Source organism: Planotetraspora kaengkrachanensis (assembly GCF_016862895.1).
Lineage (GTDB): Bacteria > Actinomycetota > Actinomycetes > Streptosporangiales > Streptosporangiaceae > Planotetraspora > Planotetraspora kaengkrachanensis.
In genome coordinates this window covers 123645-138787 of record NZ_BONV01000001.1, presented here as the reverse complement: position 1 = coordinate 138787, position 15143 = coordinate 123645, and the positions used below count along the sequence as shown (strand labels likewise).

General features: G+C 70.3%; 17 protein-coding genes. 6 read left to right on the top strand and 11 right to left on the bottom strand.

Annotation, left to right across the window (positions count from 1 at the left end):
• The first annotated feature begins 26 nt into the window (after nt 1-26).
• Genes Pka01_RS00635 through hisF form a run of 4 tightly spaced genes read left to right on the top strand, consistent with a single transcriptional unit; the run spans nt 27 to nt 2265 of the window.
• On the top strand, nt 27-365 hold the full coding sequence (locus Pka01_RS00635; RefSeq protein ID WP_203880530.1) for a hypothetical protein: 339 nt from the start codon (nt 27-29) through the stop codon (nt 363-365).
• A 3-nt stretch (nt 366-368) separates the two neighbouring features.
• The gene (gene priA, locus Pka01_RS00630; RefSeq protein ID WP_203880529.1) at nt 369-1094 is read left to right on the top strand and encodes a bifunctional 1-(5-phosphoribosyl)-5-((5-phosphoribosylamino)methylideneamino)imidazole-4-carboxamide isomerase/phosphoribosylanthranilate isomerase PriA; all 726 of its coding nucleotides are present in this window, start codon (nt 369-371) and stop codon (nt 1092-1094) included.
• Nucleotides 1091-1498 (top strand): RidA family protein, encoded by a 408-nt coding sequence (locus tag Pka01_RS00625; protein WP_203880528.1) that lies wholly within the window; start codon nt 1091-1093, stop codon nt 1496-1498. Before priA ends, Pka01_RS00625 begins: the two co-directional genes overlap by 4 nt.
• Nucleotides 1495-2265, top strand: coding sequence for an imidazole glycerol phosphate synthase subunit HisF (gene hisF, locus Pka01_RS00620; RefSeq protein WP_203880527.1), 771 nt, complete (start codon nt 1495-1497; stop codon nt 2263-2265). Before Pka01_RS00625 ends, hisF begins: the two co-directional genes overlap by 4 nt.
• 205 nt (nt 2266-2470) lie before the next feature.
• Here hisF and Pka01_RS00615 read toward each other — a convergent pair whose 3' ends face one another.
• The 7 genes from Pka01_RS00615 to Pka01_RS00590 all read right to left on the bottom strand — a co-directional run bounded on the left by Pka01_RS00615 (nt 2471) and on the right by Pka01_RS00590 (nt 6900).
• A complete protein-coding gene (locus tag Pka01_RS00615; RefSeq protein WP_203880526.1) occupies nt 2471-2902 on the bottom strand; it encodes a hypothetical protein in 432 nt (143 codons plus the stop codon).
• Nucleotides 2903-3063: 161 nt separating this feature from the next.
• Nucleotides 3064-3684 carry a substrate-binding domain-containing protein gene (locus tag Pka01_RS40535; RefSeq protein ID WP_275414416.1) on the bottom strand — a complete coding sequence of 207 codons (621 nt, stop codon included), beginning with the start codon at nt 3682-3684 and terminating at the stop codon, nt 3064-3066.
• 24 nt (nt 3685-3708) lie between these two features.
• Nucleotides 3709-4089 (bottom strand): LacI family DNA-binding transcriptional regulator, encoded by a 381-nt coding sequence (locus tag Pka01_RS40530; RefSeq protein ID WP_239114604.1) that lies wholly within the window; start codon nt 4087-4089, stop codon nt 3709-3711.
• A 111-nt stretch (nt 4090-4200) separates the two neighbouring features.
• On the bottom strand, nt 4201-5604 hold the full coding sequence (locus tag Pka01_RS00605) for a glutamine synthetase family protein (protein ID WP_203880525.1): 1404 nt from the start codon (nt 5602-5604) through the stop codon (nt 4201-4203).
• Nucleotides 5605-5738: 134 nt separating this feature from the next.
• Nucleotides 5739-5900 carry a hypothetical protein gene (locus Pka01_RS00600; RefSeq protein WP_203880524.1) on the bottom strand — a complete coding sequence of 54 codons (162 nt, stop codon included), beginning with the start codon at nt 5898-5900 and terminating at the stop codon, nt 5739-5741.
• Between the two features lie 116 nt (nt 5901-6016).
• Nucleotides 6017-6181 carry a hypothetical protein gene (locus Pka01_RS00595; protein ID WP_203880523.1) on the bottom strand — a complete coding sequence of 55 codons (165 nt, stop codon included), beginning with the start codon at nt 6179-6181 and terminating at the stop codon, nt 6017-6019.
• Nucleotides 6182-6267: 86 nt separating this feature from the next.
• A complete protein-coding gene (locus Pka01_RS00590; protein WP_203880522.1) occupies nt 6268-6900 on the bottom strand; it encodes a TIGR03085 family metal-binding protein in 633 nt (210 codons plus the stop codon).
• A 255-nt stretch (nt 6901-7155) separates the two neighbouring features.
• Here Pka01_RS00590 and Pka01_RS00585 point away from each other — a divergent pair, with 255 nt between their 5' ends.
• Both Pka01_RS00585 and Pka01_RS00580 read left to right on the top strand, forming a co-directional pair.
• Nucleotides 7156-8934: an ABC transporter ATP-binding protein gene (locus Pka01_RS00585; protein ID WP_203880521.1), complete on the top strand. Its 1779-nt coding sequence runs from the start codon at nt 7156-7158 to the stop codon at nt 8932-8934.
• Nucleotides 8931-10742, top strand: coding sequence for an ABC transporter ATP-binding protein (locus tag Pka01_RS00580; protein ID WP_203880520.1), 1812 nt, complete (start codon nt 8931-8933; stop codon nt 10740-10742). Before Pka01_RS00585 ends, Pka01_RS00580 begins: the two co-directional genes overlap by 4 nt.
• Here the strand turns inward: Pka01_RS00580 and Pka01_RS00575 are convergent, their stop codons facing one another.
• The 4 genes from Pka01_RS00575 to Pka01_RS00560 all read right to left on the bottom strand — a co-directional run bounded on the left by Pka01_RS00575 (nt 10743) and on the right by Pka01_RS00560 (nt 15136).
• Nucleotides 10743-11540 carry an ABC transporter permease gene (locus Pka01_RS00575; protein WP_203880519.1) on the bottom strand — a complete coding sequence of 266 codons (798 nt, stop codon included), beginning with the start codon at nt 11538-11540 and terminating at the stop codon, nt 10743-10745.
• Nucleotides 11537-12412: an ABC transporter permease gene (locus tag Pka01_RS00570; protein ID WP_203880518.1), complete on the bottom strand. Its 876-nt coding sequence runs from the start codon at nt 12410-12412 to the stop codon at nt 11537-11539. Before Pka01_RS00570 ends, Pka01_RS00575 begins: the two co-directional genes overlap by 4 nt.
• A gap of 362 nt (nt 12413-12774) precedes the next feature.
• Nucleotides 12775-14001: an ABC transporter substrate-binding protein gene (locus Pka01_RS00565; protein ID WP_203880517.1), complete on the bottom strand. Its 1227-nt coding sequence runs from the start codon at nt 13999-14001 to the stop codon at nt 12775-12777.
• A gap of 67 nt (nt 14002-14068) precedes the next feature.
• Nucleotides 14069-15136, bottom strand: coding sequence for an ABC transporter ATP-binding protein (locus Pka01_RS00560; protein ID WP_239114603.1), 1068 nt, complete (start codon nt 15134-15136; stop codon nt 14069-14071).
• Between the last annotated feature and the right edge of the window lie 7 nt (nt 15137-15143).

Genomic DNA, 15143 nt, shown 5'->3' with positions numbered 1-15143 from the left:
AGCCGGCGGCCGGGACGGGAGAAACGATGAGCAAGGAGCGGGCCAGGCGGCGGGCGGAGCGCGAAGCCGAGCGCGAACGCCTCGCGGCCGCTCGCGCCGTGCGCGAGGCCAGGGCGGCCCGGAGGCGCGAATTACGCGGCCGCGTCACCGCGGTGCTGCCGCGGCCGGTCCGGGTGGCCCGGCAGCAGGGCAGGCTCGCGCGGCGCCGCCGCACCGAGAACGGCGTCCTCGCGCTGTTGTGGTTCATCGTCCAGGTGATCGCCTGGATCCTGTTCGACGGCTGGATGGCCCGGCTCGGCATCCTGATCTTCTCCATCCTGCTGATCCCCGTGCTCGTCACCATCGTCTTCGACCGGAGGTCGTGACCAATGTCGCTCGTATTGCTCCCAGCCGTGGATGTCGCGGACGGACAGGCGGTCCGCCTGGTACAGGGCGAGGCCGGGACGGAGACGTCGTACGGGGATCCGCTCGCCGCCGCGCTGGCCTGGCAGCAGGCCGGTGCGGAGTGGATCCATCTGGTCGACCTGGACGCGGCGTTCGGCCGGGGTGACAACCGCGAGTTGCTCGCCTCCGTGGTCGGCGCCCTGGACGTGCAGGTGGAGCTGTCCGGTGGGATCCGCGACGACGCCTCGCTCGAGGCGGCCCTGTCCACCGGTTGCCGGCGCGTCAACATCGGCACGGCCGCGCTGGAGGACCCCGCCTGGTGCGCCAAGATCATCGCCGAGCACGGCGACAAGATCGCGGTAGGGCTCGACGTCCGGGGGACCACCCTCGCCGCGCGCGGCTGGACCAAGGAGGGCGGAGACCTGTGGGAGGTCCTCGACCGGCTGGAGTCCGAGGGCTGCCCCCGCTACGTCGTCACCGACGTGACCAAGGACGGCACCCTGCGCGGCCCCAACCTCGACCTGCTCCGCGAGGTCTGCGCCAGGACCGACCGCCCCGTGATCGCCAGCGGCGGCGTCTCCTCGCTCGACGACCTGCGTGCCCTGTCCACCCTCGTCCCCGACGGCGTCGAGGGCGCCATCGTCGGCAAGGCCCTGTACGCCCAGGCGTTCACGCTGGAAGAGGCGCTCGCGGCGGTGAGCGGCCGATGAACGAGCCTGTCACCTTCACCCGGATCTCGTCCGGCGGTCCCTGGGAGGACCGGTACGGCTACGCGCGCGCGGTCGTCGCGGGTCCGCACATCTTCGTGTCCGGATGCACCGCCACCGTCGGCGGGGAGATCCAGCACGTCGGCGACGCCTACAACCAGACGCTGACGGCGATCTCCATCGCGCTCGACGCGGTGGAGAAGGCGGGTGTGTCCGTCTCCGAGGTCGTCCGCACGCGGCTCTACGTCGTGAACGCCGACGACTTCGAGGCCGTCGGCCAGGCGCACGGCAAGGTGTTCGGCGCCGTACGGCCCGCCTGCACGAGCGTCCAGATCGCGGGGCTCGTTGACCCGCGCATGCTCGTGGAGGTCGAGGTCGAGGCCTACCGGGGGGAGCGGTCGCCATGACTGTCGCGGTACGGGTCATCCCCTGCCTGGACGTCGACGCCGGGCGGGTGGTCAAGGGCGTCAACTTCGAGAACCTGCGTGACGCGGGCGACCCGGTCGAGCTCGCCCGCCGCTACGACGCCGAGGGTGCCGACGAGCTGACGTTCCTCGACATCACCGCGTCGTCGGGGGAGCGGGAGACCATGCTCGACGTGGTCCGCCGCACGGCCGAGCAGGTCTTCATCCCGCTGACCGTCGGCGGGGGGATCCGGGCGGTCGAGGACGTGGACCGGATGCTGCGCGCCGGCGCCGACAAGGTGGGCGTCAACACCGCCGCCATCGCGCGGCCCGAACTGCTCACCGAGGCGTCGCGGCGGTTCGGCTCCCAGTGCATCGTGCTGTCCGTCGACGCCCGCCGGGTCGTCGACGGGCCGCCCACGCCGTCCGGGTTCGAGGTGACCACCCACGGCGGGCGCCGCGGGACGGGCCTCGACGCCGTCGAGTGGGCCGCGCGGGGCCAGGAGCTCGGTGTGGGGGAGATCCTGCTCAACTCGATGGACGGCGACGGCACCAAGGCGGGCTACGACCTGGAGATGCTCAGGGCCGTCCGTGCGGCGGTGACGGTCCCCGTGATCGCCTCGGGAGGCGCGGGTCGGCTGGAGGACTTCCCGCCGGCCGTCGAGGCGGGAGCCGACGCGGTGCTCGCCGCCTCGGTGTTCCACTTCGGCCAGCTCAAGATCCACGAAGTGAAGGAGACGCTGCGGGCCGCCGGTCACCCCGTCCGCTGAGCGCCCCGGGAAAAGGCGGAAATGCTATTTACCGCAGGGGGAGTTTGAATTAAGCGCACCGGTGATCCGGCCCGCGCGGCGATTCCCGGAAATTCCCCGAATATGCGAGAAAGCGGCCTCCGGATTCACCGGAGGCCGCCTCCTTGTTCATTCATGTGGCGCTTTTTCCGTGGCGTACGGTTTCACCGTCCGCCGTGCGGGTGCGTCACTCGCCCTGCTCCGACCAGCGGTGCCGGGGCTCCTCGATCGGAGCTTCGGACTGGTCACGCAGGGACTGCTCCTGCATGGGCGTGCCGCTGACGGACTCCTCCCGCATGTAGCCCTCTCGCGAGGTCTCCTCGGGAATGTTGCCCTCCTGCTGCTCGGACTGCTCGGACTCCTCGGATTCCGTGGACTCGCCGTCCACCGGGTCGAGCTTCGGGGCCCGCATCTGGTCCCGCGTCTGGTCCTGCATCGTGCCGGACGCAGTGCCGATGTTGGCGCCGATGTTGCTGCCGAGGTCGGTGCCGGACGACGTCTCGGCGACCGACGAGGTTCCGGGGTCGTGCGTGGCGGCCTCGGCCGTCTGCGCCGCCCCGAAGGCGATGGCGGGAAGGAGTGCCAGACTCAGAAGAGCTGGGAGACGCTTTCCGTTCATGCTCTCTCCTATCCGATCAGGGCCGTTGGACGGCGATCGGGGATTGCCCTTCCATCGTCAGGCCGGGCATCGAATTCCGTCTAGGCGAATCAACCGGAAATAGAGCGAACCGAACGGTATTGCATTCCACGCACTGACGGTTCGTTGTCCTTTCCCCCTGATTAGGAGGTGGCGATTTGCGCGGCCGTCGACTCTCTGACGACCAGCGTCGGCTGGAACATGATCTGCTGGTGGGAGTGCCGCTCGGGGTTGTCGCACTCGTCGAGCAGCAGTTGGGTGGCGATGCGCCCGAGCCGGTACGTCGGCTGAGTGATCGAACTGAGCGACACGGCCGAGGCGGCGGCGAAGTCGATGTCGTCGTAGCCGATCAGCATCACGTCGCCTGGCACGCGGACCCCGGCCTGGAGCAGCCCGCGCAGCAGGCCGAGGGCCAGCAGGTCGTTGGCGCAGAACACGGCGTCCGGCAGCGTTCCCGACGCGAGCAGGGTCTCGGCCACCTGCTGCCCGCATCCGGCGTTCATGCTCGTCACCGTCTGCACGGCGAGCGCGCGGGCCGGGTCGAGTCCTGCCTCGAGCACGGCCTGCCGCGCCCCTTCCAGGCGGTCCCGGCACTGCCGGATGGATGAGGGGCCGCTCACGAACACGATGCGGCGGGCTCCCCGGTCGAGCAGATGGGCGACGGCCAGCCGGCCGCCGGCCACGTCGTTGACGGCCACCGAGCACTGGTCGGGCCGGTGGGCCGGATGGTCGACCAGGACGAGATTGATGCCGCGCTCGCGGATGCGGTCGAGCCGGACGGGGTCGTCTCAGGACGGGGTGATCAGCACCCCCCGCACCCGCTGCTCGGACAGGACGAGCAGGTTCCGCTCCTCCTTCGCGGCGTTCCCCGCGGAGTTGCCGAGGATCACGGCGTAGCCGAGCTCGCTGGCCATGTCCTCGACCCCGGTGACGACGTCGGTGAAGAAGGGGTTGCCGATGTCGATGACGGACAGCCCGATGGTCCTGCTGTGACCGGCCCGCAACGACGACGCCGACCCGTGCCGGACGAATCCCAGTTCGCGGACGGACCGCTGGACCCGCTCGCGGGTCGCGGCGGCGACCTTCTCCGGGCGGTTGAGCACGTTGGAGACGGTGCCGGGGGAGACGCCGGCGTGCGCCGCCACCTCCTTGATGCCGATCGGGTTCACCGAGCCGATTAAAACGGAGCAACGGGGCCCGCGCCAGCCCGGAACCCGCCCTCCCTCGGGCCCGCGCCGGCCCGGAACCGCCCTCCGCGTTCTGATCCGCTCCCGCGCGGTTCAGAACGCGCGCAGATGCTGGAAGGTCTCGTACGCGACGTCCTGGCGGGCGAAGTCCGCGACCTCGGACCGTTTGACGGCCAGGAAGGCGGCGCTCCGCAACGGCCCGAGGGCGTCCATGAGGAGCGGATCGGCCTCCAGCGCGTCCAGCGCCTCCGCGAGCGAGGCGGGGAGTCTCTCGCAGCCCAGCCGGGCGCGTGCCTTCTCGGTCAGCGTGTCGGGGTCCACGGTGACGGGCTTGCCGGGGTCGAGCTTGCGCCGGATGCCGTCCAGCCCCGCGTGGAGGACGGCGCCGAGCGACAGGTAGGGGTTGGCCGACGAGTCCGAGGGCTTGATCTCGAGGTTCGTCGAGGCCTCGACGTTCCCGCTCATGGGCGAGCAGATCCGGACCGCCGCCTCGCGGTTGTCCGGGCCGTAGCAGGCGTACGCGCTCGCCCAGGTGCGGGGCTGCAGGCGCCGGTAACTGTTGACGCTGGGGCACGTCAGCGCCACGAGCCCGGGCAGGTGAGCGAGGACGCCCGCGATGAAGCGGCGCCCGAGCAACGACAGGCCGCCCTTGCCGTCGGCGAACAGGTTGTGCTCCAGATCGGTGTCCCACAGGGAGACGTGCAGGTGGGCGCCGTTACCCGCCTGGCCGGCGATCGGCTTGGGCGCGAGGGAGGCCCACATCGCCATCCGGAAGGCCACCCCCCGCACGGTCTCCCGGTAGATCACGTGGTTGTCCGCGGCCTTGAGCGCGGTCGTGGGCCTGATGGACAGCTCGTGCTGGCCGGCCCCCAGTTCGGGGTAGTAGTGCTCGATCGGCAGCCCCTGGGCCTCCAGGGCCCGTACGAGCGCCATGGTGTAGTCGTGGGCGAGGTCGAAGCCGGCCGCGGCGTAGCACAGGCTGTCGTCGAGGGGGACGAGCCGGTCGGGTCCGCCGGTCGGATCGGGGAGCCTGCGGCCGAGCGTGAACTCGGGTTCGAACGCCGCGACGGGGGTGAGGCCCTCCGTGCCGAGCAGGGCCACGGCGTCCTTGAGGAACGTCCGCGGGCAGGCCGCCCACGGGCTCCCGTCGATCTCCCGGAGATCGGAGAGCATCGCGGCCGCGCCGGACGCGTAGGGGAGCGGGACGAAGGTCGCGGGATCGGGGACGATGCGGACCTCGCCCACCGGGCCCATGCCCTCGACCGGCTGGAGCCGGTCCAGCATCGACATCGCCATCATCGCGACCGTGTGGCCGATGCCGGACCCGAGCCGTTCGGAGAGGCGGGAGCGGCCGGCGGCCTTGCCGCGGATCACCCCGCCGTGGTCGGCGTAGATGAATCGGACCAACTCGATGCCGTCGACCTCGACGCGTTCGAGGACTCTGCGGGCGACGGGATCGAGTTGTCGAGCGTCGGCGGCGCTGTGGCGGTCTCCCATCCTGTCTGCGTAACACGCGAGGGCCGCCGGTGGAAGGGCCGCCACGCCACCGCGCCGCCTTTCGGCGCGGTGACCGGGGTGGAGACGAGACCGGGTGTGCGGAATCCCCTTCGGCACACCGGGCCGGGATCACATCACTGCAGGACCGTCGTGAAGAAGGTCGCCAGACGGGTAGCGCCGGTGTTCACCATGTCGAAGGCGCCGTTCACGGCGCCGGCTGCGGCACGCGGCTGGTTGTAGAGGTAGAAGACCACGAACGCGATGGCCGCGTACGTAAGAACCTTCTTGACCTGCATTGGGGGGCCTCCTGCAGTCAGTTTCCCGGCTGTTTGTACCCGGCGACACGGAAGATCATAACTAGCCGGGAGGCCACGAGCCCCTACCATCCCATCCGCTGAGAACGCGGCAGGCCTCAGCCGCTCACGAGCGTCGTGAAGAACGACGACAGACGCTCGGCCCCGGTGGAGACGCCGTCGAACAGCCCCTTCACCGCCGCCGCGGCGGCCGTGGGCTGCGTGAACAGATAGAAGATGACGAATGCGACCGCCACGTAGGTGATGATCTTCTTGGCGTTCATCGGGGCTCCAACCATGAGGCGCTGCCCTCATGCTGCCGCATCATGCCAAGGTTATGCGTGATTTCCGTCTAGATCGATCTACCGTGTCACATGCCCAGACGGGTCTCGCGCAGCCGCCGCACCGCGTCCGCGTCGCCTTCGAAGGTCACCCGGGCGTGTTCCCCCCGCCCGAAGGCGAAAAGGATCAGCTCGCCGGTGTCGCCGGTGACGACCACCTCGGGCGCGGCCTTCTTGGCCGTGACCTCGCCGCCCGAGGCGCGCCGGAACACCACGCCCACCGGAGACTTGCGCAGGAAGAGTTTGGCGCCGCTCCTGAGCTGGCCCCACAGGGCCTCCTCCGCCGCGGGAGGCAGTTCGCGAGGCTCCCAGCCGGGACGGGCCCGCCTGACGTCCTCGTGGTGGACGAACAATTCGACGGAGTTCACGAGCTTGTCCAGCCCGCGGATGCGGTACGGGGACCAGATCGGCGGGCCCTGCCGTACGAACTGGACCAGCTGGGCGTAGGGCCGGCCGGTCTTGAGACGGTTCTGGACAGAGCCGGCGTAGCCGGACAGGAAGCTCAGTGCGATGCCGCCGGCGGCATCGGGGCGGCGCTCGCGGAGCACGAGATGCGCGGCGAGGTCGGCCGTCGTCCAGCCCTCGCAGAGCGTCGGAGCATCGGGGCCGGCTTCGTCCAGAGTCGTGGAGATGGCCGCACGTTCGTCCCGTACAAAACTCACGGGGGCAGCCTAGTCCCGGCCGCCCGATCTGCGATCACCCGCAAGCTCAGGAATAATTTGGTTGATCGTGATGATAAGGATTATCTAGGACTAAAGGCTTGGTGTCGCGTCGGTCGGGAGACCGATTCGGGCCCACGCCGGGGTAGGTATCGTCCGATTCGCTGGCGCTCGGACCGGGCGGCCAGATGTTCCCCGATCGAGAGGAAAGCCGGCGTGCCGTCGAACGACCCCCCCGCGCGCCCGAAGAAATCCGTCATGGCCCGCGGTCTGCGGGTCATCGGCACGGCGATCAGAGCGGAGCCGCGCATCTTCACCAGCGCGGTGCTCGCGAGCGCGGTCTACGGCGTCATGACCGTCGGATCCTCGTGGGCTCTCGGCAGGGCGACGGACGACGTCGTGCTGCCCGCCTTCCGCGACGGCCGCTTCCACACCGGCGCGCTGGTGGGGGCGGCCCTGCTGATCGTCGGCGTCGCGGTGCTGAAGGCCGCCGGGATCATGGGCAGGCGGATCCTCGCCGGAGTCATGCAGTACCGGATGCAGGCCCGTTCCCGGCGCGCGGTGACCCGGCAGTATCTGCGGCTGCCGCTCGCCTGGCACCACCGGCATCCGACGGGCCAGCTGCTGTCCAACGCCAACTCCGACGTCGAGGCGGCCTGGGCGCCGCTCGCGCCGCTCCCGATGGCCGTGGGCGTCGTCGTGATGCTCGTGACGGCGGCGGGGGCGATCCTGCTCATCGACCCCGTCCTTGCCATTGTCGGTTTCCTGATATTTCCGGCTATCGCCGTACTGAATCTGATCTACCAGCGCAAGCTGTCCCCCCTTGCGATGCGCGCGCAGCAGCTCAGGGCCGAGGTGAGCGAGGTCGCGCACGAGAGCTTCGACGGCGCGCTCGTCGTGAAGACGCTCGGCCGGGAGGACGCGGAGGCCCGCAGGTTCCAGGCGCGCGCCGACCAACTGCGCGACGCCAACGTCGGCGTCGGCCGGGTGCGCGGGCTGTTCGACCCGCTGCTCGAGGCCCTGCCGACGATCGGCGTGCTGGCCGTGCTGCTGGTGGGCGCGACGCGGCTCGAGGCGGGCGACGTCGTCGCCGGAGACCTGATCCAGGTCGCCTACCTCTTCACGCTCCTCGCCTTCCCCATCCGCGCGCTCGGCTGGGTGCTCGCCGAGCTTCCCCGCAGCGTCGTCGGCTGGACCCGGGTGCAGGACGTCCTCGACGCCACCGGGTCCATGGAGTACGGCACGGCGAGCCTGGCCGCAGACACTCCGGCGGGAGTGCGGGCCGACGGGGTGACCTACGGCTACCTGCCCGGTACGGCCGTGCTCAGTGACGTGAGCTTCGCGGTGGAGCCGGGCCGTACCGTCGCCGTCGTGGGGCCGACGGGCTCGGGCAAGTCCACGCTCACCCTGCTGCTCGGAAGGCTGATCGACCCCGGCGAAGGAGCCGTGCGGGTCGACGGGACCGACGTCCGCGAGGTCGCGCGGGGCGGCGTGAGCGACGCGGTGGCCCTGGTGCTCCAGCAGACGTTCCTGTTCGACGACACCGTCCGCGGCAACATCACGCTGGGCCACGACATCCCGGACGAGACCGTGTGGGCGGCCCTGCGGCTGGCCCAGGCCGACGGGTTCGTCAGCGCCCTGCCGTCCGGGCTGGACACGCGCGTCGGCGAGCGGGGGACCACGTTGTCGGGCGGCCAGCGGCAGCGGATCGCGCTCGCGAGGGCGGTCGTCCGCAAGCCCCGCCTGCTCATCCTCGACGACGCCACCTCCAGCGTGGACCCCCAGGTGGAGAAGCGCATCCTGCACGGCCTGCGCGAGGGCGCGGCCGGTTCCACGGTGATCGTCGTGGCCTACCGGATGGCGACGATCGCCCTGGCGGACGAGGTCGTCTACCTGGAGCACGGCAAGGTCGTCGACCAGGGCCCGCACGAACTGCTGCTGGCGCGTTGCGAGGGCTACCGGGCCCTGGTGACCGCCTACGAGCGCGAGGAGGCCGAACGGGCCGCGCTCGACACCGACGAGGAGATCGTGGCATGACCGCCGTGACAGAGGAGACGACCGCCACGGGCGAAAGGCCCGGCGGCCTGCAGGCCGCCGAGCGCACCGCGCTGGAGACCGTACGGCATGGCCTGAGCCTGTCGCCGGAGTTCCGCCGCGGGCTGACCGGCACCCTCTGCCTCGCCGTGCTGGCGACCGTCGGGAAGGTCATCGTCCCCGTCGCCGTGCAGCAGGTGATCGACCGCGGACTCGGCGACACGCCCGATCTGCCGTTCATCAGGAACGCGACCCTGCTGTGCGCAGTGGCGGTGCTGCTGACCGCGCTGTGCGGCTACCTGATGAACGTCAGGCTCTACAAGTCGACGGAGGCCGGGCTCGCCACCCTGCGCGGCAAGGGCTTCCGCCACGTCCACGACCTGTCGGTGCTCACCCAGAACACCGAACGGCGCGGCGCGCTGGTCTCCCGCGTCACCAGCGACGTCGACCAGATCAGCACGTTCATGCAGTGGGGCGGACTGCTCGTCATCGTCTCGCTCGGGCAGCTCATCGTCGCGACCGTGCTCATGGCGGTCTACTCCTGGCAGCTCACGCTGCTGGTCTGGGTCTGCTTCCTGCCGCTCGTGATCGCCCTGCCGCGGTTCCAGCGGCTGGTGTCCCGCGCCTACATCCGCGTGCGCGAGCGGACGGGCGACGTCCTCTCCGGCGTCAGCGAGGCGGTCGTCGGCAGCGCCGTCATCCGCGCCTACGGCTCCGAGGACCGCACCTCCACGCGGATCGACGCCGCGGTGGAGGAACAGCGCAAGGCGCAGACCAGGGCCCAGCAGATCATCGGCTTCACCTTCCCGATCACCGAACTGGTCGCCTCCATCGCCATCGCGGGAGTCGTGGTCGCCGGGGTCGCACTGGGCGTGTCCGGCTCGATCTCGCCCGGCAGGCTCATCGCGTTCCTCTTCCTGATCACCCTGTTCATCAGCCCGCTGCAGACCGCGACCGAGGTGCTCAACGAGGCGCAGAACGCCATCGCCGGATGGCGGCGCATCCTGGGCGTCCTCGACACCCCCGCCGACGTCGCCGACCCCGAGAACGGCGTGACGCTGCCGCGGGGGCCGATCTCCGTGGAGTTCGAGAACGTCGGCTTCGCCTACCCCGGCGGCGCCCCCGTCCTCCACGACGTCGCCGTCGAGCTCGCGCCGCGCACCCGCGTCGCCGTCGTGGGCGAGACCGGTTCGGGCAAGACCACATTCGCCAAGCTGCTCACCCGGCTCATGGACCCCACCTCGGGCCGCATCCTCGTCGATGGCGTCGACCTGCGGAACGTGCGCTTCTCCTCGTTGCGCGAACGGATCGTGATGGTCCCCCAGGACGGGTTCCTGTTCGACTCGTCCCTCGCCGACAACATCCGCTTCGGGCGTCCGTCCGCGACCCTCGACGACGTACGGCGGGCCGTGACCGAACTGGGCCTGTCCGACTGGGTCGAGGGCCTGCCCGCGGGCCTGGACACGCAGGTCGGCCAGCGCGGCGAGTCGCTGTCGGCGGGGGAGCGGCAGCTCGTGGCGCTCGCCCGGGCCTACCTCGCGGACCCCGACCTGCTGCTGCTCGACGAGGCCACCTCGGCGGTCGACCCCGCCACGGAGGTGCGGCTGGCGCGCGCCCTCGACGGCGTGACCCGGGGCCGTACGGCGGTCTCCATCGCCCACCGGTTGTCGACCGCACAGGCGGCCGACGAGGTCCTCGTGTTCGAGCACGGGCGCATCGTCCAGCGGGGGCCCCATGCCGTCCTGGTCGAGGAGCCCGGCGTCTACGCCGACCTGTACGCCTCGTGGACGTCGGCCACCCACTCCTCCTGATCAGCGGGTGGCGGTCTCGCCGGACAGCCGCTGGGCCAGCCAGATCGGGACGATCGAGACGACGATGAGGGCGGCGGCGACCACGTTGACCACGGGGGCCTGGTTCGGGCGGAAGAGGTTCTCGAAGATCCAGATGGGCAGGGTCCTGACCCCCGCCCCCGAGGTGAACGTCGTCACGATGATCTCGTCGAACGAGAGCGCGAAGGCGAGCAGGCCGCCCGCGAGCAGCGCCGACCGCATCATCGGGAACGTGACCAGGCGGAACGTGGTGAACGTGTCGGCGCCCAGGTCGGCCGACGCCTCCTCGAGCCCCAGGCCCACGCGGCGCAGTCGCGCCAGCACGTTGTTGTAGACCGTGACCACGCAGAAGGTGGCGTGCCCGACGATCACCGTCAGCATGCCGAGGGGGACGCCGAGCACCGTGTGGAAGGTGTTGCTCAGCGCGATGCCCGTCACGATTCCGGGCAGCGCGATCGGCAGCACGATGAGCAGCGAGACGGTGTTCTTGCCGAAGAACCGGTACCGCTGCACGGCGAAGGCGGCCATGGTGCCGAGGACCAGGGCGATCGCGGTGGCGCCGAGCCCCGCCTGTACCGAGGTCCACAGGGCGTCGCGGACCCCGCTGGAGTTCCACGCCGACCGCCACCACTGGAACGTCAGCCCAGGAGGCGGCCATCCGAAGGTGCGGTCGGCGTTGAAGGAGTTGAGGATCACCACGGCCAGCGGCACGTAGATGACGCCGAGGCCGGCGACCAGCGCGACCCTGAGCAGGAGGCGGGCCGGACGGGAAAGGTTCACAGGTTCTCCAGGGCGCCGGTACGGCGGACGGCCGCGAGGTAGACCAACATGATCACGACGGGCACGGTGGCGACGGCCGCGGCGAAGGGAAGGTTGTTGGCCGCGCCGATGTTGTCGTAGACGACGTTGCCGATGAGCTGGGACTTACCGCCGACGATCTTCACGGTGATGTAGTCGCCCAGCGAGAGCGAGAACGTGAAGATCGAGCCCGCGACGACCGCCGGGAACGTCAGCGGCCACACCACGGTGCGGAACGTCCGCCGGCCGCGGGCCCCGAGATCGCCGGACGCGTCCAGCAGGGCGTTGGGCAGCCGCTCAAGGCCGGCGTAGATCGGCAGGATCATGTACGGCAGCCAGAGGTAGGAGAGGGTCGCGATCGTCGCCGTCAGGCCGTACCCCCAGCCGAGGATGCCGTCCGACGACAGCAGAACCCGCCAGGCGTACGCCTTGACCAGGTAGGAGGCCCACAGCGGGGTGAGGACGAGGATCACGAGCCACCGCTGCGCCCGCGGCGAGGCGAGCTTGGCCATCGCGAACGCCATGGGAAAGGCGATCACCAGGTCGATGACCGTCACGGCGGCGGCGACCCCCACCGAGCGCAGGGCTACCGTCCGGTAGACGTCGCCGGTCACGAGGTCGTGGAAGTTGGCCCAGGTGAAGACCTTGACCAGATCGCCCGTGAAGGTGTCGGTCGACCAGAACGCCGTCACGAACAGGGCGGCGAGAGACCCCAGGTAGGCCAGCCCCAGCCAGAGGAGGGGAGCGGACAGCAGCAGCGACAGCCGTACCAGGGCGTGCCTGTGCAGGTACGCCGCCACCCCCCGCCGCAGCCCCGTGCCGCGCTCGTTCCCCACAGCGGCCTCAGCCGTCATGCGTCCCACTCCCTCACTCGATCTTCGGTGTGATCACACCCCACCTTTGGCGTGATCATGCACAGGTTCGCGTGCAGCCCCGCCGACCTCCCCCGCCCTCTGGCGTGATCATGCACGGATTCGCGATCAGGGCCGCTGAGCTGCGGCGATCCGTGGCGTGATCATGCGCAGGTTCGCGCGAATGCCGTCCGGCCTGGGGGATCGCCGTCCGTGATCATGCACGCGATACCGCTGTGCATGATCACGAACTGCGTCCTCCCAGCTCAAGCAGCACGTCGCCGAATCCGTGCATGATCACGAAACGGGTTGTGCCTGGTCGGCGGGGGTGCGCGCGAACCTGTGCATGATCACGCGGGGAGGGGTCAGCCCTTGATCTCGGTCCAGGCTCGGGTCCACTCCGAATAGTCGGTGCACTTGACGTCCGTACGGCCGTCCAGGCACTGGGCGATCGGCGTGGTCCAGTAGTGGACCTTGGAGAAGTAGCTCTCGTCCTCAGCGTGGTAGGTGTCGCAGAACGTCTTGTCGGACGTCTCGCCACACGCCTTGGCGTTGGACGGGGCCTCGCCGAACCACTCCGCCACCTGGGCGTTGGCCTTGGGGGAGATGATCCAGTCCATCCACTTGTACGCACACGTCGGGTGCTGAGCCTTGGCCGCGACCATCCAGGTGTCCGACCAGCCGGTCGAGCCCTCCTTGGGCAGCGTCACCTGGACCGGGGCCTTCTCGGCCTGGGTCAGGTTGGCGATGACCTGCCAGGTCGTCCCCACCACGGTGTCGCCGCTCTTGAAGCTCTGGACCGCCTTGGTGTAGTCGGACCAGTACTCGCCGATGTTCGCCTTCTGCTGCTTGAGCAGGTCGACCGCCGCCTGGAGCTGCTTGTCGTCCAGCGCGTACGGATCCTTGATGCCGAGCTCGGGCTTGGCCGACATGAGGTACAGCGCCGCGTCGGCGATGTAGATCGGCGAGTCGTACGCCGTCACGTGCCCCTTGTACGGCGAGGCGGGGTCGAACACGACGCCCCACGAGTCCGGCGGCGTCGTGACCTTGTCGGTCCGCCACATCAGGAGGTTGGCGCCGCGGCCGTGCGGCACGCCGTAGGGCACCCCGTTGACGGAGTTCCACGGCTTGAGCTTGAGGCCCTCGAACACGTCCTTGTAGTTGGGGATGAGGTCGGTGTTCACGGGGGCGACCGTGCCCGAGGCGATCAGCCGCAGCGAGGCGTCGCCCGAGGCGGACACGGCGTCGTACTCGCCGGTCTTCATCAGGTTGACCATCTCGTCCGAGGTGCCGGCGGTCTTGGTGTTGACCTTGCAGCCGGTGGCCTCCTCGAAGGGATGCACCCAGTCGACCTTCGGGTCGTTGGAGCCGTCCTCGGCGTAACCGGCCCAGGCCACCAGGTTGACCTGGCCCTCGCCCTGCCCGAGGGACTTCAGCGCTTCGATCTTGGGCGGGGTGAAGCCGGTGCTTCCCGGGGCGGGGGCCGAGCCGGTCGTGGACGAGCCGCCGCCGCACCCGGCGACGGCGGCGAGCGCCAGCGCGGCGGTGGCGATGAGGCTGTGCCGGCGGATGCGCCGGTGGGGGGATCTCATGGGGGGTTCTCCTTGTTCGATGACGTTCGTTACGCCGGCGCGCGGTGTCGGATGCCGCGCGCCCGCGTCATGGGTGTGCCGCTTCCCGTGGGACGGCCTCGTTCACGTCCGCGATCGCGAACTCGTGCCGTCGGTGCCACACGAGACTGACCCTGCTGCCCCGCAGGCCCATGACGTCCATGGACGAGACCTGCAGGTTCTGCTGCAGGGCGATCAGACGCCCGCCGGCGTCGAGGTCGACGACGAAGCGGGTGGCGGGCCCGGCGTAGACCACCTCGGACACCGTTCCCGCGGCGCTGTGCTCGTCCGGCCCGGCGCCCTCGCCGCCGTCCGCGACCACCCGCAGCTTCTCCGGGCGGACGCTGTAGGTCCCCTCCCTGCCGAGGACGGCCCGGGCAGCCTCACCGGAGATCAGGTTCGAGGTGCCGACGAATCCGGCCACGAACGCGCTCGCGGGCCGCTCGTAGATCTCCGCCGGGGTGCCGATCTGCTCGATCCTGCCCTGATTGAACACCGCGACCCGGTCGCTCATCGTGAGCGCCTCCTCCTGGTCGTGGGTGACGAACAGGAAGGTGATGCCGACCTCGCGCTGGATCGCCTTCAGCTCGATCTGCATCTCCTCGCGCAACTTGAGGTCGAGCGCCCCGAGGGGCTCGTCGAGCAGGAGCACGCGCGGACGGTTGACGAGGGCGCGGGCGAGCGCGACGCGCTGTCGCTGGCCGCCGGACAGCTGGGCGGGCCGTCGCTTCTCGAAGCCTTCGAGGCGCACCGTGCGCAGGGCCTCCAGGGCGCGCTCGCGGCGTGGCGCCCGGGGCACCTTCTTCACCCGCAGGCCGTACTCCACGTTTTCCAGCACGCTCATGTGCGGGAAGAGGGCGTAGTCCTGGAACACGGTGTTCACGTCGCGCTCGAACGGTGCGAGCCGGGTGACGTCCCGACCGGCCAGTTCGACCGTCCCCGCCGTCGGCGACTCGAACCCGGCGATCATCCGCAGGACGGTCGTCTTGCCCGAGCCGGACGGCCCGAGCATCGCGAAGAACTCCCCGTCGGCGACGTCGAGATCCACGCCGGCGACCGCCTCGACGCTTCCGAAGCTCTTGCGCAGGCCGCGGAGGCCGACTGCTTGGTCTGGCATGGCCGAA

Bases quoted from the DNA above. Each gene is read 5' to 3' on its own strand.
- Pka01_RS00615 (WP_203880526.1), bottom strand. From the start codon at position 2,902: ATGAACGGAAAGCGTCTCCCAGCTCTTCTGAGTCTGGCACTCCTTCCC.
- Pka01_RS00600 (WP_203880524.1), bottom strand. From the start codon at position 5,900: ATGCAGGTCAAGAAGGTTCTTACGTACGCGGCCATCGCGTTCGTGGTC.
- Pka01_RS00635 (WP_203880530.1), top strand. From the start codon at position 27: ATGAGCAAGGAGCGGGCCAGGCGGCGGGCGGAGCGCGAAGCCGAGCGC.
- Pka01_RS00595 (WP_203880523.1), bottom strand. From the start codon at position 6,181: ATGAACGCCAAGAAGATCATCACCTACGTGGCGGTCGCATTCGTCATC.
- Pka01_RS00605 (WP_203880525.1), bottom strand. From the start codon at position 5,604: ATGGGAGACCGCCACAGCGCCGCCGACGCTCGACAACTCGATCCCGTC.
- Pka01_RS00625 (WP_203880528.1), top strand. From the start codon at position 1,091: ATGAACGAGCCTGTCACCTTCACCCGGATCTCGTCCGGCGGTCCCTGG.
- Pka01_RS00560 (WP_239114603.1), bottom strand. From the start codon at position 15,136: ATGCCAGACCAAGCAGTCGGCCTCCGCGGCCTGCGCAAGAGCTTCGGA.
- Pka01_RS00570 (WP_203880518.1), bottom strand. From the start codon at position 12,412: ATGACGGCTGAGGCCGCTGTGGGGAACGAGCGCGGCACGGGGCTGCGG.
- Pka01_RS00585 (WP_203880521.1), top strand. From the start codon at position 7,156: ATGGCCCGCGGTCTGCGGGTCATCGGCACGGCGATCAGAGCGGAGCCG.
- Pka01_RS00565 (WP_203880517.1), bottom strand. From the start codon at position 14,001: ATGAGATCCCCCCACCGGCGCATCCGCCGGCACAGCCTCATCGCCACC.
- hisF (WP_203880527.1), top strand. From the start codon at position 1,495: ATGACTGTCGCGGTACGGGTCATCCCCTGCCTGGACGTCGACGCCGGG.
- Pka01_RS00580 (WP_203880520.1), top strand. From the start codon at position 8,931: ATGACCGCCGTGACAGAGGAGACGACCGCCACGGGCGAAAGGCCCGGC.
- priA (WP_203880529.1), top strand. From the start codon at position 369: ATGTCGCTCGTATTGCTCCCAGCCGTGGATGTCGCGGACGGACAGGCG.